This window comes from Polyangium sp. y55x31 (assembly GCF_029946505.1).
Taxonomy (GTDB): domain Bacteria; phylum Myxococcota_A; class Polyangia; order Polyangiales; family Polyangiaceae; genus Polyangium.
Genome location: NZ_JARZHG010000022.1, coordinates 43721 through 61584 on the forward strand (window position 1 = coordinate 43721; position 17864 = coordinate 61584).

General features: G+C 70.6%; 15 protein-coding genes. 7 read left to right on the forward strand and 8 right to left on the reverse strand.

Annotated elements, in window-relative coordinates:
- The first annotated feature begins 214 nt into the window (after nt 1-214).
- The 3 genes from rplC to QHF84_RS30955 are packed head-to-tail and all read left to right on the forward strand — an operon-like array spanning nt 215 to nt 2075.
- Complete coding sequence (gene rplC / locus QHF84_RS30945) at nt 215-880, forward strand: 50S ribosomal protein L3 (protein ID WP_281317073.1); 666 nt, start codon at nt 215-217, stop codon at nt 878-880.
- Between the two features lie 14 nt (nt 881-894).
- Nucleotides 895-1506 (forward strand): RlmE family RNA methyltransferase, encoded by a 612-nt coding sequence (locus tag QHF84_RS30950; protein ID WP_281317074.1) that lies wholly within the window; start codon nt 895-897, stop codon nt 1504-1506.
- The gene (locus QHF84_RS30955) at nt 1503-2075 is read left to right on the forward strand and encodes a gamma-glutamylcyclotransferase (protein ID WP_281317075.1); all 573 of its coding nucleotides are present in this window, start codon (nt 1503-1505) and stop codon (nt 2073-2075) included. The genes QHF84_RS30950 and QHF84_RS30955 overlap by 4 nt, the downstream gene beginning before the upstream one ends.
- Here the strand turns inward: QHF84_RS30955 and QHF84_RS30960 are convergent.
- Nucleotides 2057-2989, reverse strand: coding sequence for a DUF4388 domain-containing protein (locus tag QHF84_RS30960; protein ID WP_281317076.1), 933 nt, complete (start codon nt 2987-2989; stop codon nt 2057-2059). The genes QHF84_RS30955 and QHF84_RS30960 overlap by 19 nt on opposite strands.
- Before the next feature lie 146 nt (nt 2990-3135).
- Between QHF84_RS30960 and QHF84_RS30965 the strand changes: the two genes are divergently transcribed.
- Both QHF84_RS30965 and QHF84_RS30970 read left to right on the forward strand, forming a co-directional pair.
- The gene (locus QHF84_RS30965; RefSeq protein ID WP_281317077.1) at nt 3136-4179 is read left to right on the forward strand and encodes an L-erythro-3,5-diaminohexanoate dehydrogenase; all 1044 of its coding nucleotides are present in this window, start codon (nt 3136-3138) and stop codon (nt 4177-4179) included.
- A gap of 29 nt (nt 4180-4208) precedes the next feature.
- A complete protein-coding gene (locus tag QHF84_RS30970; RefSeq protein WP_281317078.1) occupies nt 4209-5903 on the forward strand; it encodes a formate--tetrahydrofolate ligase in 1695 nt (564 codons plus the stop codon).
- Here the strand turns inward: QHF84_RS30970 and QHF84_RS30975 are convergent.
- From QHF84_RS30975 to QHF84_RS31000, 6 genes are all read right to left on the reverse strand, one after another.
- Nucleotides 5887-8022 carry an ATP-binding protein gene (locus QHF84_RS30975; protein WP_281317079.1) on the reverse strand — a complete coding sequence of 712 codons (2136 nt, stop codon included), beginning with the start codon at nt 8020-8022 and terminating at the stop codon, nt 5887-5889. The genes QHF84_RS30970 and QHF84_RS30975 overlap by 17 nt on opposite strands.
- 57 nt (nt 8023-8079) lie before the next feature.
- The gene (locus QHF84_RS30980) at nt 8080-8433 is read right to left on the reverse strand and encodes a hypothetical protein (protein WP_281317080.1); all 354 of its coding nucleotides are present in this window, start codon (nt 8431-8433) and stop codon (nt 8080-8082) included.
- Nucleotides 8430-12029 (reverse strand): sigma-54 dependent transcriptional regulator, encoded by a 3600-nt coding sequence (locus QHF84_RS30985; protein ID WP_281317081.1) that lies wholly within the window; start codon nt 12027-12029, stop codon nt 8430-8432. Before QHF84_RS30985 ends, QHF84_RS30980 begins: the two co-directional genes overlap by 4 nt.
- A 162-nt stretch (nt 12030-12191) precedes the next feature.
- A complete protein-coding gene (locus tag QHF84_RS30990) occupies nt 12192-13025 on the reverse strand; it encodes a DUF2520 domain-containing protein (RefSeq protein WP_281317180.1) in 834 nt (277 codons plus the stop codon).
- The gene (nadD, locus tag QHF84_RS30995; RefSeq protein WP_281317082.1) at nt 13022-13633 is read right to left on the reverse strand and encodes a nicotinate (nicotinamide) nucleotide adenylyltransferase; all 612 of its coding nucleotides are present in this window, start codon (nt 13631-13633) and stop codon (nt 13022-13024) included. The genes QHF84_RS30990 and nadD overlap by 4 nt, the downstream gene beginning before the upstream one ends.
- Complete coding sequence (locus QHF84_RS31000; RefSeq protein WP_281317083.1) at nt 13614-14252, reverse strand: hypothetical protein; 639 nt, start codon at nt 14250-14252, stop codon at nt 13614-13616. The genes nadD and QHF84_RS31000 overlap by 20 nt, the downstream gene beginning before the upstream one ends.
- A gap of 91 nt (nt 14253-14343) precedes the next feature.
- Here QHF84_RS31000 and QHF84_RS31005 point away from each other — a divergent pair, with 91 nt between their 5' ends.
- Nucleotides 14344-15582, forward strand: a complete 1239-nt coding sequence (locus QHF84_RS31005; protein ID WP_281317084.1) for a 2Fe-2S iron-sulfur cluster-binding protein — start codon at nt 14344-14346, stop codon at nt 15580-15582.
- Between the two features lie 42 nt (nt 15583-15624).
- Here the strand turns inward: QHF84_RS31005 and QHF84_RS31010 are convergent, their stop codons facing one another.
- Nucleotides 15625-16305: a heme exporter protein CcmB gene (locus QHF84_RS31010; RefSeq protein ID WP_281317085.1), complete on the reverse strand. Its 681-nt coding sequence runs from the start codon at nt 16303-16305 to the stop codon at nt 15625-15627.
- 95 nt (nt 16306-16400) lie between these two features.
- On the opposite strand from QHF84_RS31010, the gene gltX reads away from it, so the two are divergent.
- Complete coding sequence (gene gltX / locus QHF84_RS31015) at nt 16401-17861, forward strand: glutamate--tRNA ligase (protein WP_281317086.1); 1461 nt, start codon at nt 16401-16403, stop codon at nt 17859-17861.
- Nucleotides 17862-17864: the final 3 nt, after the last annotated feature.

A 17864-nucleotide genomic window follows, 5' to 3' on the forward strand; every position in this document is an offset into this window, starting at 1 on the left:
TTCCTCCCGGCGGGGTTTGCCAACAAAAAACCTTTCCCTTTGGACCTTCCTGGGTAGACTCCCCGCCCCCCGACTCGCCTGGTGCTCGTTCACCCCGGTTTCTGCGCTTCGAACCGGCCTTCGCCAAGCAGGCGAAAGATGCGACGAGGGGCTCGCGATCCTCGCGAACACAGCCGGACGAACCCCAGAAGAAGCGCACGATAGAGGCATCGAGATGAACAAGAACCTTGGCATCCTCGGCAAGAAGATCGGGATGACCCAGATCTTCGACGAAAAGGGCGAGGTCCTCCGCTGCAGCGTGGTGCAGGCGGGCGGCGTCGTGATCGGCAAGCGGACGGTGGAGAAGGACGGCTACAGCGCCCTCATCGTCGGCCTTGGCGAGCGCAAAGAGAAGCACACGAAGAAGCCCTTGCTCGGCACGTACCGCAAGACGCAGCAGACGCCGAAGCGCGTCGTGCGCGAGCTGCGCGTGTCGGCCGAGGACGCGGCGAAGTTCGAGGTCGGCCAGAAGATCGGCGTCGATCAGGTGTTCGAGGTCGGCCAGATCGTCGACGCGCAGGGCACGTCCCGCGGCCGCGGCTTCACCGGCGTCGTGCGCCGCTGGAACTTCGCCGGCGCCGTGCAGACGCACGGTACGCACGAGTATCGCCGTCACGGCGGCTCGATCGGTACGAACATGACCCCCGGCCGCACCCTGCCCGGCCTCAAGATGCCCGGTCACTACGGCGCCGAGACCGTGAGCGCGCTCAACCTGAAGATCGCGAAGCTCATCCCCGAGGAGGACCTCGTCCTCATCGAGGGCGCGGTCCCGGGCGCGCGGAACGGCATCGTCCTCGTCCGCGGCGCCGTGAAGAAGAAGAACGGCGGCAAGAAGGCCTGATCGCCCATCTCCTCGTGAGCGCGAAGGGCAAGAATCCGTACCGGAAACCCGACACCTTCACCAAAGCGGCGAAGGCGCAAGGGTTTCCGGCGCGGAGTGTCTTCAAGCTCGAGGAGATCGATCGTCGGGTACGTCTCCTACGACCCGGGCAGCGCGTCCTCGATCTGGGCGCCGCTCCCGGGTCGTGGTCCATGTACGCCGCGCAAAAGATCGGCTCGAAGGGACACCTGCTCGCCGTGGATCTCTCGGAGATCCGGCAAGCCTTCGGCCCCAACGTGACGGTCGTGCGAGGCGACGCGCTCTCGCTCACGAACGAAGCCCTCGCGCAGTTCGCGCCCTACGACGTCGTGCTGAGCGACATGGCGCCCGCGACGACCGGCAGCAAGGCCGCGGATCAGTGGCGGAGCTACGAGCTCTTCGATCGCGCGGTCTCCGTGGCCGAGGCGCTCGGCGCGCCCGGCAGCGCCTTCGTCGGCAAGTTGTTCATGAGCGAAGAGTTCCAGAAGGCGCGCGAGCGGCTGCGCTCGCTCTACGACGAGGTGCGCGTGATCCGGCCCGAAGGCACGCGCAGCGTGAGCTCCGAGGTCTTCCTCGTCGGGCTCGGCCGGAAAAAAGCAGCGCCGTGAGCGTGTGGATCTTCGGCTACGGGTCGCTCCTCTGGCGGCCCGGATTTCCGTACGTCGAGGCGAAGGCCGCGCGGGTCGCCGGTTTGTCGCGACGGCTCGAACAAGGCTCGCCCGATCATCGCGGCACGCCCGAGCGGCTCGGCCGCGTGGCGACGCTCGTGCCCGCGCCCGGCGCGCACGTGGGCGGGCTCGTGTACGCGCTCGCGCCCGCGGAGGCAGACGCGATCCTCACCGCGCTCGATGAACGCGAGCAGGGCGGCTACGACCGCGTCACGGTCCACGCGGAGCTTCACGGAGAAGCCGCGGCGAAGGAGAGCGCGACGACGATCGAGGCGATCACCTGGATCGCGCGCCCCGGAAACCCGTGGCACCTCGGGCCCGCGCCGTTCGAGACGATGGTCGCCGACGTGCTCGAAGCGCGCGGGCCGAGCGGGACGAACGTGGAGTACGTGCTGCGCCTCGCGGAGACGCTCCTTTCGCTCGGCTTCGAGGACGATCACGTCTCCTCGCTGGCCGAGGCGGTGCGCGCCGCGATCGTGGATCCTTCGCGTTACTCGACGCGCACGTAGGCCGACGAGATCAGCTTGAGGAGCGTGCGCCCCGTGTCGAGGTCGCTCGCGGTGCTCTTGTCCATCACGACGTGCATCTCGGCGTGGTTCCACACGGCCTGCAGCACATCGAGCTCCAGCGGCGAGAGATCGCGGATGAGCGGCTTCAGCGGGAGCGCGACCGAGAGCTGCGCGTTTTTCCCGGGCAGCTTGTGCTTGATCGCGTTGTACTCGTCGAGCTGACGGAGCCCTTCCATCAGGAGCTCCTGCACGGACACGTCGATCGGATCCTTCGGCAGGACCTCGTCGGGCGGCTCGAAATCGAACGTCCCGCTCCCCCACGAGAGGATCCGATACGCGGCCTTGAGCGGCGGCAGATCCGCGCTGTCGTCGAGCGACGCGTGGATGATCGTGCCCTTCGAGAGGTGGATCTTGCCGACCTCGTCGTCGGTGCGGATCACGAGCAGGCCCGTCTTCTTCGACGAACCGAGGAGCTGCAGGAGATCGGGCAGCGGGATCTCGTCGATCGCGCCGGACATGCTGCGCGTCGGCGAGCGACCCGAAGGCGGCTGCTCGCTGCGCTTCGGCAGGCGGATCCCGGGCGACGAGACCTCGGCGATGACGACCTTCAGGATGTTCGTGCCGATGAGGACGCGGTCGCCTTCTTTGAGCGTCGCGCGCTTGATGCGCTCGCCGTTGACGAAGGTGCCGTTCGTCGAGCCGAGGTCCTCGATCGTGATCGGGTCGCCGACCGCGATCCGCGCGTGCTTGCGCGAGACCATGTCCTCCACGAGGACCATGTCGAGGTCGCTCGAGCGCCCGACGATGATCTCCTTCTTGTCCTCCAGGAGGAACTCTCCGCCCTGGTATTTGCCGGAGATGAAGCGCAGCGCGAGCCTCCGCGGCGGCGACACCTTGGGCAGTTGGCTTTCCATGCTCGGCCGAAAGATTCGCGGAGGGCGCAGGATACGCCCGCTTCGTCCTTGAAACTTTAGGGTTTCCGACGTGCGAGGGTCAAGCGTTCCTCGCGGGATCCCCCCCGCGCCTTCCGTCCGGCGAAAGGCGTGATAAGGGAGCGCTCGTGACAACGCCTGCCGGAGACCCCCTCGGGACCCACCGCGTGATCGCGCCGAAAGGTGCGCTCCCCCAGCCCGCCGAGCGGCTCGACAACGATTTTTCCAAGGTCTACGCGACCGAGATCGTCGTCGACGTCCAGACGCTCAACGTCGACGCCGCGAGCTTTCGGCAAATGGAAGAGGCTTCCGGCGGAAGCCCCGAGGGCGTCGCCGCGCTCGTCCTGGAAACCGTGAAGCGACGCGGCAAGCAACACAACCCGGTCACCGGCTCCGGCGGCATGTTGCTCGGCGTCGTCGAGCGCGTCGGCGATCTCGCGGCAGCGCGCGGCTTCGTCCCGGGCGACCGCGTCGCCACGCTCGTCTCGCTCTCGCTCACGCCGCTCTGGCTCGATCGCGTGCTCGCCGTGCGCCCCGCCTCGGCGCAACTCGACGTCGTCGGCAAGGCCGCCGTCTTTCTCACGGCGCCGATCGCGCGCATCCCGACGGACATGCCCGAGCGGCTCGTCCTCGCCTTGCTCGACGTGGCCGGCGCGGCGCCGCAGGTCGCGCGCCTCTGCGGACCCGGCGACAGCGTCGTCGTGCTCGGCGCGGGCGGCAAATCGGGCCTGCTCTGCGCGGCCGAGGCGCGCCGCCGCGTCGGCGCGACGGGCAAGGTGATCGGCATCGAGTCGTTCCCCGCGTACGCCGACGATCTGCGCGCGCTCGGGATCTGCGATCACGTCGCGACACTCGACGCGCGCGATCCGCTCGCCGTTCGTGACGCCGTCGCGCCTTTGACCGAGGGCCGCGGCGCGGACCTCGTGCTCTCGTGCGTGAACGTGCCCGGCGTCGAGCTCTCCGCGATCCTCGCGGCCCGCGATCGTGGCAAGGTCTACTACTTCGCGATGAGCACGAGCTTCACGGCCGCCGCCCTCGGCGCCGAGGGGCTCGGCCGCGACGTGGATCTCTTCATCGGCAACGGCTACGCCCACGACCACGCCGAGCACACGCTCTCGCTCGTGCGCGGGAGCCGCCTGCTCCACGACCTGATGCAACGACGTTACACCTGACGCCTGCGCTGCAGGCACCGAGGAGGCCCGTGACCCTTACGCAGAGCGCTTTGCCCATCGGACCCCAGGGGATCCTCGACGTCGCGCGCGAGCTCGGCGTGTCCGAGGATCACGTCGAGCCGTACGGCCGCAACAAGGCGAAGATCGATCTCGCCGCCCTCACGCGCCCCGCTGCCGGCGCGGGCCGCCTCGTGCTCGTCTCCGCGATCAACCCGACGCCCGCGGGCGAAGGCAAGACGACGACGTCGATCGCGCTCGCGATGGGCATGCGGCGCCTCGCGAAGCGCGCCGTGCTTTGCCTGCGCGAGCCCTCGCTCGGCCCGGTCTTCGGCGTGAAGGGCGGCGGCACGGGCGGCGGACGCGCGACGCTCGTGCCCGCCGACGACATCAACCTGCACTTCACCGGCGACATCCACGCGATCTCCACCGCGCACAACCTCCTGTCCGCGATGGTCGACAACGCGTGCCACTTCGGCACGTCGTTCGGCGAAAAAGGCGCGATCGATCCGCGCCTCGTGACGTGGGGCCGCGCGCTCGACATGAACGACCGCGCCCTGCGCAACGTGATCGTCGGCCTCGGCCGCAAGGCCGACGGCGTGCCGCGGCAGGATCGATTCGACATCACGGCCGCGAGCGAGGTCATGGCGATCGTGGCGCTCGCCGACGGGCCCGAGGATCTCGAGAAGCGCCTCGGCCGCATCGTGATCGGCCAGAGCACGAGCGGCGCGCCGATCACGGCGGACGACGTGGGCGCCGCCGCCGCGATGACCGCGCTCCTGCGCGACGCGATCAAGCCGAACCTCGTGCAAACCGACGAGGGCGGCCCGGCCCTCGTGCACGCCGGCCCGTTCGCGAACATCGCGCACGGCTGCTCCTCGGTCCTCGCGACGCGCCTCGGCCTGCTCTCGGGCGACTACGTGATCACGGAGGCGGGCTTCGGCTTCGACCTCGGCGGCGAGAAGTTCCTCGACATCAAGTGCCGGACGATGGGCGTCTTCCCGCGCGTGCTCGTCCTCGTGGCCACGCTGCGCGCCCTCAAGATGCACGGCGGCGCGCCGGTCAAGCGCGCGGCGGAGCCCGACGCGAGGGCGCTCGAGCTCGGCCTCGCGCACCTCGACAAACACCTCGATTCAGCCGCGTTCTTCGGCCTGCCCGTCGTCGTGTCGATCAACGTCTTCCCGAACGACACGCAAGAGGAGCTCGCCCTCGTCGAGGCGGCCATGCAGCGCCGCGGCGTGCGCGCCGTCCGCTGCGAAGGTTTTTTGCGAGGCGGCGAGGGTTCCCTCGAGCTCGCGGAGGCCGTCGCGAGCGCCGCCGACGCGACCGACGGAGCGCCGCCTGCGCCCCGCTTCGTCTACGACCTCGCCGAGCCCCTGCGCGACAAGATCACCAAGATCGCCCGCACGATCTACGGCGCGGACGGCGTCACCTTCACCGCCGCCGCCGAACGCGACGCCCGCCGCATCGAGGAGCTCGGCCACGGCGGCGTGCCCGTCTGCATGGCGAAGACCCAGCTCTCGCTCTCCGACGATCCCGCGCTCGTTGGACGTCCAACGAACTTCCAGGTCACCGTGCGCGAGATCCGCCTGAGCGCCGGCGCAGGCTTCGCCGTCGCGCTCACCGGCGACATGATGACCATGCCGGGCCTGCCGCGTGAGCCCTCCGCCTTGCGGGTCAAGCTCCTGCCCACCGGCAAAATCCGCGGCCTCATGCAGAACGACTGAGCGGCGTCGGCGTCGAGGACGGCGCCCCGAGCGCGTCCATCGCCGCCGGCAGGATCACCGCGAACGTCGACCCTTTGCCCTCGTACGATCGAACCTCGATGCGCCCGCCCGCGCCCTGGGCGATGCGCTGGCTGATCGCGAGCCCGAGCCCCGTGCCCTTCTCCTTCGTGGAGAAGAACGGCAGGAAGATGTTCTCCAGCACCTTCTGCGAGATGCCCGGCCCGTTGTCCGCGACCGTGAGCTCCACGAACGGCTCGTCGGCCATCCCCGTCCCCGAACGTGTCCCGCGGCCGAGCCGCACGCGCGTCGACACCGTGATCTTCCCCCGCCCCTTCATGGCCTGCGCCGCGTTCCGGTAGAGGTTCATCAAGACCTGCCGGAGCTTCTCCGGATCGATCGCGACGCGCGGCAGGCTCGAATCGAGGTTCACCTCCACCGTCAGATCCTGGGTCGCGCGTTCGGTCGAGAGCACCTGGAGCGTGCGGCGCACGACGGCGTTCACGTCCGTCGGCACGACCGCGCCCTGGTTCGCGCGCGCGAGATCGAGGACCGAGCCGACGACCCGATCGAGCCGCTCGACCTCTTCGAGGATGATGCCGATGAACTCGCGCGACTGCGGATCCGGATCGCGTCCGTCCGGCCCCGGCTCCGCGAGGAGCTGCGCCGAGCCCTTGATCGCGCCGAGCGGGTTTCGAATCTCGTGCGCGAGCCCCGCCGCCATCTGCCCGAGGACGGCGAGCCGATCGCGCTCCTTCATCTGCTGGTAGACGCGCGAGTTCTCGATGACCACGCCGACCTGCGTGGCGATCGCGTCGAGCAGCGTGGTCTCCTCGGGCGAGAACGCGTCCCGCACGCGCTCGTCGACCACCACGAGCAGCCCCACGGCTTCGTCGCCCTCGGCCCGGATCCGCAGGACGATCGCGCCGTCCCGCATGCTCCCGAGCACCGCGGCCGCGCTGAGCACGGCCTCCGGCGCGTCCGTTCGCGCGCCCCGCGCCTTGCGCTCGCGCACCTCGCGCTTGAGCTCTTCGAGCGAGAGCGGACCCACTTCGAGCCGATCGAGCAGCGCACGCGCCGTCGCCACCTCGATCCGCGGCGGCGCGCCCTGGCCGAGCGACGCGAGCTTGTCGAACCCCGAGCCGTCCGCGTCGCGCAGGTAGATCGCCGCCTTCGTCACGCGCCGCGACTGCTCGAGCGCCGTCATCACGATCGATCCGAGGTCGTCGAGCTCGAGCACATGCACGAGACGCCTTCGCGCGTCGGCCACGGATTGTTCGAGGTCAAACCGATCACGGAAGAAGAGCTTCTGGATCTGCTCGGCGACGCGCTCGCGCAGCGGATCGAAGAGGACGAGGATCACGATCGCCGCGAGCACGGCGTTCAAGTACATCGTGTTGAAGCCGCCGATGAACGTGATGAGGACGTAGAAGATCCCCGCGATCAAGAACGCGACGGCCGTGGCGACGAGCAGGCGCGCGAGCATCTCGTAGACGTCGAGCAGCCGCTCGTGTCGGAGCGCTTGCGCCAGGATGAAGAGGAACACGACGCTGAGCGCCGCGCCGACGGGCGCGGGGTTCACGCCGAGGAACCACGCGAAGTCGGCCACGCTCGCGAGGCCGGCGAGCGCGCCGATGACCACGAGGAAGCGGACGCGCCGCTGCGTCGCGCGCGAGCCGCTCCGCGCGCCGCGTTGCCCGAGCTCCCAGAGCCCCGCCGTGAGGAACGCGAAGACGTAGAAGAACACCGCGCCGCGCACGAGCCAAAAACCCTGCTTCGGGCTCAAGACGAGCAGCACCATCGGGATCGCGAGCACGCCTGCGAGGCGCGGCAATCGGCTCGGTCGATCCCCCTCGTGCGGGATCATCGCCTCGAAGAGGTGGAGCGCGAACTGCGGCAGGGCCACCGCGAGGATCGCCGTGAAGCGCTCCCAGATCGTCTGCTGGAAGAAGCCGAAGAGGGACTGCGACAGGTACCAGAGGCCGATGTCGCCCGCGAACGCCGCGAAGAGCAGGTGCACGGTGCGGACACGGCCGCGAAGCAGGATCGAGACGGCGATGACGAGCGCGAGCGCGCCGCAGACGAGCGTGGTCCGTGTCCGGAGATCGATCCCTATCGGCACGACGAGAGCGTAACGCGCCGCCCCGGGGTCGTCCCCGATCGATCGCCGCGCGCGCTCCTAGTCTTGCTTCGTCCCCGTGCCCGGCGAGCTCTGCGTGCCGGCGCCGGGGACCCACGGCAGCGGATCCGGGCCGCTGCGCGCCTCGGGATCACACCCGCCGGGCTTCACCGTGACGATCTCGTGCCACGGCAGCGGATCGGGCATGTCGTCGGTCTGCGGAGGCGGCTCGTCCGGCACGCTCGGGGAACCACGATCCGGCTGATCCTCCGCGTCGGAAGAATTCACCGCGAGCTCCTCGATGGCCTCGTCGACCTCGGCGCTCTCGTCAGGCGCAACCAGGCACCCCGTGAGCACCGTCGCGACGAGTGCGAAGAGTCCTCCGAGCCCGAGCGATTGTCTCCCAACGTTCATGATCCGTCCTCCGACGCACTGCCCAGTCCGTACTGCTTCACGAGCTGCGAGAGCCGCGGCCGCTTCATCCCCAGAAGCACCGCAGCGCGGGTGATGTTCCCGCCGCTCTCTTCGAGCGCGCGCGCGATGCACTCACGCTCGATCTTCCGCTTCATGTCGCTCAGGCTGACGCCCGAGCGGACGTGCGCGTACGTCACCTCGACCGGCGTCGCATCGCCCTCCCCCTGCGATCTTCGCTCGGTGAGCTGAGAGGCGCCCCCGCTTCCCCCACGCGTGTCCTGCGGCTCCGAAGGCGACGGCGGCGACGAACTCTTCGTGATCTCGGCAGCTACGCCGCGCATGTACTCGACGTTCGTCGTGAAATCCTCGAGCTCGATGACGTCGCCCTCCGCAAAGAGCGACGCCGCGCGCAGCGCGTTCTCGAGCTCGCGCACGTTGCCGTGCCACGCGTGGCGCATGAGCGCCTCGATCGCCCGATCCGAGAGCCGCTTCTGCGGCTCGCCGCGCTCCTGTGCGATGCGCGTGAGCAAGGCCTGTGTGATGAGCGGCATGTCCGCGATGCGCTGACGAAGCGCGGGGACCTCGAGCACGACCTGCCGCAGCCGGTAGTAGAGATCCTCGCGGAACTCGCCGCGCGCCACCATCGCGCGGAGATCGCGGTGCGTGGCGCAGAGGATCCGCACGTTCGCGCGGATCGGCTGGGCGCCGCCGACGCGTTCGAAGCTCTTGTCCTCGAGCACGCGGAGGAGCGCGACCTGCGTGCGTTGCGAGATGTCGCCGATCTCGTCGAGGAAGATCGTGCCGCCCTCGGCGAGCTCGAAGCGGCCGCGGCGCCGCGCCTGCGCGCCGGTGAACGCGCCCTTCTCGTGGCCGAAGAGCTCGGAGAGAAGGAGCGTCTCGACGAGCGCCGAGCAGTTCACCTTGACGAGCGGCCCCGCGCGGCGCGGGCTCATCTCGTGGATCGCGTCGGCGACGAGCTCCTTGCCGGAGCCGCTCTCGCCCTGGATCAGCACCGTCGTGTCGGCCTTCGCGACCTTCTTGATGGCCGAGAGCAGCGAGAGCATGGTCGGGTCGCGCCCGACGATCCGCTCGATCGCCGTCACCGACGAGCGCGACGGCGACGACGCGCGCAAGGACGGCGACGAAGGGTGGAGCGACGGCGCGGAGCAGCCCGGGCACGACGCATCGCCGCATCGCTCGCAAGGCCTCGACCCCGGCTCGCTCGCACGCGGCGCGCGCGCTTCGAGGGCCGCGAGCCCGCGGAGCTCGGGACGCGCGAGGAAACGCTCGCGAATCCCCTCGGGCAGGGACGACGCCATGCGATCACGAGAGGCGAGCGCCGCTTGCAGGTGCACCTCGGCCTCGCGCGCATCGCCCCGCGCGAGCTCCGCGTGGCAGAGCAGCACGCGCGCCTCGCGTTCGAGCTCCGGCGCGTCCGCTTCCCGCGCGAGATCGAGCGCCTCCTCGGCGGCGCCGTCCCACGCATCACCGGCGGCGCGCGCCCGCGTCGCTTCGAGGAGCGCGACCTCCGCGCGTGCCCCCGTCGAGCTCGCGTGCGCCCGCGCGCGCTCGATCGCCTGCGCGGCGCGCGTGACGTTGCCGTCGTCGAGCGCGATACGCGCCGCGAGGCAGTGGCACTCGCAGAGCTTCGCGCCGTTGCTCGATCCGCTCGCGCCCGCGATGGCCGACGCGAGCTCCGCCCGCGCTTCGAGCGTCCTGCCGCGCGCGAGGTGGATCCGCGCCGCGACGAGCGCGAAGTGCGGCGCGCGTGTCCCCGGGATCGCCGGGCCGCACGCTTGCCGCCCGAACGCGAGCGTCTGCTCTGCCTCGGCCACGAGCCCGAGATCGAGCCGGAGCTCGGCGAGGTTCGGGATCACGGTGGCGAGGAAGAGCCGCTCGCGGATGCGCCGGAAGACCTCGATCGCGCGCTCCGAGAGGTGGAACGCCTCCGGATAATCGCGCTTCAGGATGGCGATCGTCGCGAGGTTCGTCAGGGCGAACCCCACCGCGCGGTGCTCGCCGCGCGCCGTGCCGTCTTCGAGCACGGAGGCGAGCATCGGCCGCGCCTCGTCGAGCCTGCCGGTCGAGAGCACGGCGATCGCGCGGTTGAGCCGCGCCCGGAGCTCCGCGATCCCCTCGCCGCCGCACGCCGCTTCCCACGCGTCCGCCGCGAAATGCGCCTCCGCCTCGCTCCACGACGCCGCCGCGAGCAGGAGCTTGCCGAGCACGTTGCGCGCCCCGAGCCGCGTCGCGAGATCCGCCGCGCCGGCCTGCGCTTCCTGGGCAAACCTTCGCGCCGCTTCGAGATCACCGGCCGTGTACCGGACCTCGGCGAGCTCCACGGCCGCACGCGCGCGCGCGCCGGACGCATCCGCGCGGCTCATCGCGCGTTCGAGCACGATCGTCGCCGTCGTGAGATCACCCTCGGCGCTCAACGCCTTGCCGAGCGTGATCATCACCTCGGGCGCGTTTCCATCCCGCGCGGCCGCGGCCCGCGCGAACCCCGTCGCCCGCTCCGCGTCGCCGACACGCAGCGCGAGCTCCGCCGAACGCAGGAGCGCCTTCGTCGTCGACGCATCCGAGAAGAGCGCGAGCGCCGCTTCCCAGCGTCGCCAGAAATCCACCCGCGCCGAAGGCTCTGCCACGCCGGCGAGCGCGCGCGTCGCGAGCAGCTCCGCTCGCTCCGAATCGCCTGCGCGCGCCCAAAGCTCGGCCGCGCGGAGCATCGCCCAGGGATCGAGCGGGAACACCGCTTCGAGCGCGCTCGCCACCGCGAACGCATCGTCGCGATCGGCTTCGAGCTCGATCGGCGCAGCCCCCGTGAGCTTCATCGATCCCGCCGCGTCGATCGTCGCCGCGCCCCGCGCGACGAGCGCCTCCACGTCCGCGCTCGCGCCGAGCCGACCGATCTCTGCGGCCGGCAAGCTCCGCTGCGCCAGCGCGAGCCGCGCGCAGAGCCGCCTCTGCGCCGGTTCGAGCACGATCGGCTCGGCGCGCCCGTCGAGCGGCGCGCGTCGCGCCGCCGACCACCAGCGCTCCAGCGCTTCGAGCCTTCCTTCTTCCGCGCCGAGGCGAAGCTCGGCCGCCTGCGCGATCGCCTCCCAGAAGCGACGCAGATCCTCCGGCGACGCGATTGGATCGAACTGCACGAGGCGCGCGCCCGCCGGCGCCGATGCCACCTCGCGCAGCACGAGCACGAGCGGCGCGGCCCCTGCGCGTGGAGGGGCGATCACGAGGCGCGCCATCTCCTCCACGACCGCCTGTCCCCAGTGCGTCGGCGTGCCTTCGGACACGACGATCATCGCGCCGTTCGCCGCAGAGGTGATCCGCGCGGCCACGAGGCGCGGCTCCACCACATCGACGATCCCCATCTGCGCGGCGATCTCGCGCCAGGGTTCGTCCCACGCGACCTCGGCGACCCGCAGGCACGCGCGCCCGATCACCTGCGCCCGCCGCGCCGCGTGCGCGCCCACCGCCTCCAGCGTCGCGCGTGGCCCGTGCAGCACCACGAGCCCACTCGCGCCTTTCGCGCAGAGCAGATCGTCGACCGCCGCGAGACCACGGAGCGCGGTGCGCACCGAGGGCGCAGCGATCACCGCCCCGGAAGGCAGCGCGCCCGCCTCCCCACCGAAGACACCTTCGGCGCGAACACCCGAAGCTTCCGGGGGTGAAAACCGATCGAGCGGAGAAGTGCGAGGTTCGGCGTCCGCCACGGCTTTTCCAGCGTACGGTCGGCAGCTTGCCTACCGCAACGTTTTTCAGGCGCCGCTCGGCGGCTTTTCCAGCACCGTGACGATGGCGTCGAAGCTTTCCGCCGGCGCATCGCCCAGGGCGCGCGCGAGCGGCACCTGGAGCTTCGAGGCCGCCACGTAGAGCGGCACGAGGTGCGGCGCCGCGCGCGCGAGCGTCTCGAGGTGCCGACCCACGCCCGCCGCGTCCCCTCGACGCACCGGCCCCGTGAGCGCCGCCGGCAAACCCATCGTTTCCACGTTGTCCGCGACGCTTCGGAGGAGCGGGCCCAGCATCGCGGCCGCCGTGTCCGCCGGCACGCCTGCGCGTCCGAGCAGATCCACCCCGCCTGCGGCAAGCGCCGCGGCCCCGTTCGCCACGAGCCCGGCCGCCGCGTGATAGAGCACGCGATCGAGCCCGGGGATCGTCCGCGGCGTCATCCCGAGCTTCCGACCGATCGCCGACGCGGCCCGCACCGCGCGCGCGTCTCCATCCACGTGGAGCTGCCCGCGCGTGAGCGACGGCGTCACGTCCGGCGACGCGAACGAGATCATCGGGTGCATCTGCGCGACCGCGACGTTCTCGCTCCGGAGCGGCGCGAGCGGCTCCGGGCCGAGCGCGCCCGCGCAGTGCACGACCACCGCCTTTTGGTGCCCCAAGAGTCCCGCGTCCCGGATCTGCTCCGCGAGCGGCTGGATGTCCCGATCCCGCACCGCGAGGATCACGAACGGCGCATCGATGCGCCGCGAAGGCAGCCCTCTGCGTTGCGGACGCAGCGTCACCACGTACCCCGCGCTGCGCAGCGCCCGCGCGAGGCCCGCGCCGACCTTGCCCGCGCCCAGGATGAACACGCGGTTTTTCACGGCCAAGACGTCCTCCGGTAGAGCCCGTGCTCGGCCGCATACGCGAGCACCTCGCGCGGCACGAGCTTCTCAACGCGCTCGATCTCTCCGCGGCCGATCGCGTCACGCACCTCGGTGCTCGAGATCCTCGGCAGCATCGGCTCCGGCGCGCCCTCGGTCGTGACGCCCGCGCGTCCCACGAAGAGCGGCGGCGCGATCTCCGCGATCCGATCGAAGCGATGCCACTTCGTGAGGTCCGCGATCACGTCGGCGCCGAGCAAGAGCCGCATCGACCAGTCGGGGTGCTCCGAGGCGAGGTGCTCGAGCGTCCGCAACGTGAGGCTCTCGCCGCCGAGCTCGCGCTCCACGGTGGAGACGCGGACGCGCGGGATCCAGTCGAACGCGAGATTGCACATCGCGAGGCGATCCTCGAACGGCGCGAGCTCCTTGGCGAACGGGTGCCTGTAGACGGGCACCACGAGCACCTCGTCCACGGGCTCCGTCGACAGCACGTAGACCGCCGCGAGCACGTGCGCGACGTGCGGCGGGTTGAAGCTCCCTCCGAACACGGCGACCCGATGCTGCGGCGCGGGCACGGGCGCCTCCGGCTCATCCGCTGCTCTTGCCATCCTGCACCCGCATCTTGATGCCGGGCAGGCTCGGCCCTCCGCCCAGCACGTCCTCTGCGGTGACCGCCCCGCTCGCGTTGCGGATCTCCACGCGCACGCCGCCCGACTCCACCTCTTCGAGCACGCCCATGCCTCCGCCCGGCGCCCCGATCGGCCCCGGCGAGACGAACATCCTCGACCCGATCCGCTTCATCGTCGGCTCCTGGCTCCGCCCGAACACGAGCAAGCTCGCGGCCGCGATGTCGTCTTGATCGAGGATCGCCTTGTCGTAGACGAACACCGCCACGCGCCCGTCGACGAGCTCGATCGATCGGAGCTGGCGGCTCGGGATGCTCGTCAGCGCGCGAAGGCGCGACCGCGCGCGCTCGGCCGCGACGTATGCGTCGATCGCCTCCGGCGTAGCGCGCGCGCATCGCACCGCGGCGCGCGCGAAGAGCAGGTCCTCGCTCGGGTTCGCGCCGACGATCTGGTACGCCCAGGCCTTCGCTACGAGATCGAGCGCGCCGTCGTCGGACAGGTAGATGATCTTGTCGACCTGGACCTCGTCCAGCAGGAGCTGCGCCGCCCGTGCAAGCGCGGGCAGATCTCTGTTGGCCGGTCCGAGGATGCCTAGGCGCATCGATTCGAGAGGGTAGATCAGGCGCGAGTCCTCGTGGACGTTTGTTTGCGGGGGCCGCTCCCGAGTTTGCCGTGCTATAGGGCCCTGGCCCATGTTCCGGCGTACGCGGGCCTTCCGAGATCCGGTCACGATCCACCTCGACGGCTCGCCGGTGCGTGCCGAGCGGGGCGAGCCGCTCGCGGCCTCGCTCCTCGCCGAGGACAAGATCATCCTGGCGCGGAGCCCCAAGCTCCACCGCCCGCGCAGCGCGAGCTGTTTCCGCGGCGGGTGCGACGGCTGCCTCATGCGCGTCGACGGCACGCCGAACGTGATGACCTGCCTCCACGCGACCCGGGGCGAGGAAGAGGTCGAAGCCCAGAACGTCATCGGCTCACGCCAGGCCGATCTCCTGCGCCTGACGGACTGGTTCTTCCCGAAGGGCATCGACCATCACCACTTCATGGCCGGCGTCCCTGCGCTCGGCACCCTCATGCAGACGATGGCCCGCAAGATCGCGGGCCTCGGTCGAATGCCCTCGGAGGTCGAGGCGCCGCGGCCTGCACGTGTGCTCGAAGCCGACGTCGTCGTCGTGGGCGCGGGCCTCGCGGGCCTCGTGGTCGCGCAGAAGCTCGGCGCCTCGGGCGCGCGGGTCGTCGTCGTCGACGATGGCCTCTCGCTCGGCGGCTCGCTCCTCGCCCTGCCCGATCACGCGCCGCTGCTCGAATCGATCCGCGCGAGCGGCGAGCTCGTCTTTTCGCGCGCCACGGCGGCCGGCGTCTACCTCGGGGATCTCCTCGTCGCTGCGGAAGAAGGCGCCGTCGTGGTACGCGCGCCCGCCAAGGTCTTCGCCACGGGCGCGCACGACGGCGTATCGGCCTTCCCGGGCAACGATCTGCCCGGCGTCTTCTCGGCGCGCGCGCTTTGCCTCCTTCATGCGTACGGCATCGAGCCCGACGGTCCCGTCGTCGTCGCGGGCGAAGGTTTCTGGGCAGACGAGCTCGCGCGTCGGCTCGGCGATCGCGTGGTGCGCGCCGCGGCTTCGGCCCTCGCGGGTGTGGAGGGCACGGGGTACGTGAAGCGTGTTCTCTTGCGCGAGGGAGCCGAAGAAGAGCGATCGATCGAAGCGGAGGTCCTCGCCCTCGCGCTGCCCGGCGCCCCTGCCTTCGAGCTCGCCGCGCAGGCGGGAGCCGAGGTTCGTTTCGATCCGGCGCGTGGCTACGCGGTCGCGTGTGACGAAAACGGCGCGGCCGGCGAAGGCATCTGGGCCGTCGGCGAGTGCACCGGCATGGCCTTCGATCCCGACCTGATCACGGCGGCCGCCGAGCGCTGCGCCGCCTTTGTCAACGCTTGAGGGCTCCGCTCCGGCAAGCGGAGCGATGCCCCCAAACCCCCGTCACCCGTCGATGAGCGTATCGAACAGCCCCACGCCGCCGGCGGTGAACACGAACCCGAACACGCCCATCAGCGCGAGATAATCGAAGAGCTCCCTCGTCTCCGCGCCGCCGAAGAGCTCGCGCGTGCCCGCCACGGCGGCGAGCAGCGTCGGCGCGAGCAGCGGAAAAAACACGCTCGCGAGCACGAGATCCCTCGCCCGCGTGCGCACCGTCATCGCGCCGAACAAGGTCCCCACCGCGGCGATCCCCGGCGTCGCGAACAGCGCGATCAAGACGAGCCCCGGCCCCATCCGGATCAGATCGACGGAAAAGAGCAGCGCGCTCACGGGGACCACGATCGCCTCCACGAGCCCCACGAAGATCGCCACGCTCACGGCCTTCCCCGCGAAGATCGCGCCGCGCGACACGGGAAGCACGAGCAGCCCCGCGAGCGCGTTCTCCTCGCGCTCGCGTTGCCACGTCCGCCCGACGGCGAGCACCGACGCGAACGCGACGGAGACCCAGATCACGCCGGGCGCCACGCCTTCCGTTGCTTCCTGTCCGGCGAAGAACGCGAGGGACGCGATGACGGCGACGAGCACGGCGAAGAACCCGCTCGTGGTCACGATCTCGCCCGTGGACAGCTCGATGGCGAGGTCCTTGCCGGCGATGAGCGCTGCTTGCTTCAGGAATCGTTTCACGTGCGAGCTCAGGGCCCGAGGGTATACACGCGCTCGCCGAGCGTGAGCACGCCGAGGCCGACAATCGAACCGAAAAATGCTACAGCGCGGGCGCCATGGCACAAGGCAAGCCTCGCGTTCGATTCGCTCCCTCTCCGACGGGCTACCTCCACATCGGCGGGGTCCGGACCGCGCTCTTCAACTGGCTCTGGGCGCGCAAGACCGGCGGCACGTTCGTCCTGCGCATCGAGGACACCGACCAGGAGCGGAGCACGCCGGAGAACGAAGCGATCATCCTGCGCGAGCTGCGCTGGCTCGGCCTCGGCTGGGACGAGGGCCCCGAAGTCGGCGGCGAGCACGGCCCGTACCGGCAGATGGAGCGGCTCCCGATTTACCAGGAGTTCGTGGAGAAGCTCATCGCGGCGGGCGCGGCCTATCGCTGTTATTGCACGAAGGAGGAGCTCGACGCCCAGCGCGAGGCCTTGAAGGCCCGCGATCCGAAGGCCCAGTTCCGCTACCCCGGCACCTGCCGCGACCGCACGGGCCCCGCTCCCGATCGCCCGTTCGTCATTCGCTTCCGCGCGCCGAGCTCGGGCTCCGTCACGTACCGGGATCTCGTGTTCGGCGAGGTCGTCACGCCGAACAACACGCAGCAGGACGCCGTGCTCGTGCGTGCGGACGGCGTCCCGCTCTACAACCTCGGCGCGGTCGTCGACGACATCACCATGGGCATCACGCTCGTGGCGCGCGGCCGTGACCACATGATCAACACGCCGCCGCAGATCCTGCTCTACCAGGCGCTCGGCGCTCCCGTCCCGCAGTTCGCGCACCTGCCGATGATGCTCGCGCCCGACGGCCAGAAGCTCTCGAAGCGGCATGGCGCGGTCTCCGTCGGCGAGTACCGCGAGCGCGGCATCCCCGCGGTCGGCCTGCTCAACTACCTCGTCCGTTTCGGCTGGTCCTTCGGCGACGAAGAGATCTTCCCGATGCAGGATCTCGTGCAGAAGTTCAGCTGGGAGAACTGCAGCAAGGCCGACGGCAAGTTCGACGCGAAGAAGCTCGCGGCGATCGCGTTCGAGCACCTCAAGTCCTCCGCGCTCACGCCCGACGACGCGTACCTCGACAACACGCTCCCGTTCCTCGAAAAGCGCGGCCTTTCAGGCTTCGATCGCGAGGCGGTGCGCGCGGTCCTCCCGCTCATCCGCGAGCGCGCGCAGACGTACGCCGACGCGGCCGACGCGCTCGACTACTTCTTCCGCGATCTGCCCGTCTACGACGAGAAGGCCGTGAAGAAATTCCTCGTCGCGGACAAGGCCCCGCATCTTCGGGCCGTGCGGGATCTCTTCGCGTCCATCGACGATTTCTCCGCGAAGAACCTGGAGGCGCGCTTCGGCGAGCTCCTCGCCGAGAAGAAGCTCGAGATCAAGGACGTGGCGCAGCCCGTTCGTGTCGCGATCAGCGGCCGGACGGCGACGCCTGGGCTCTTCGACGTCCTCGCGCTCATCGACAAGCCGCGCGTCCTCGCGCGCCTCGATCATGCGCTCTCCTTGATCGCGGCTTCGTCCGGGGCCGGCTGAGCC

Excerpts from the sequence above, each read along its gene's own strand:
- rplC (WP_281317073.1), top strand. The coding sequence starts at position 215 with ATGAACAAGAACCTTGGCATCCTCGGCAAGAAGATCGGGATGACCCAG.
- QHF84_RS30960 (WP_281317076.1), bottom strand. The coding sequence starts at position 2,989 with ATGGAAAGCCAACTGCCCAAGGTGTCGCCGCCGCGGAGGCTCGCGCTG.
- QHF84_RS30980 (WP_281317080.1), bottom strand. The coding sequence starts at position 8,433 with ATGAACGTTGGGAGACAATCGCTCGGGCTCGGAGGACTCTTCGCACTC.
- nadD (WP_281317082.1), bottom strand. The coding sequence starts at position 13,633 with ATGGCAAGAGCAGCGGATGAGCCGGAGGCGCCCGTGCCCGCGCCGCAG.
- QHF84_RS31000 (WP_281317083.1), bottom strand. The coding sequence starts at position 14,252 with ATGCGCCTAGGCATCCTCGGACCGGCCAACAGAGATCTGCCCGCGCTT.
- QHF84_RS31005 (WP_281317084.1), top strand. The coding sequence starts at position 14,344 with ATGTTCCGGCGTACGCGGGCCTTCCGAGATCCGGTCACGATCCACCTC.
- gltX (WP_281317086.1), top strand. The coding sequence starts at position 16,401 with ATGGCACAAGGCAAGCCTCGCGTTCGATTCGCTCCCTCTCCGACGGGC.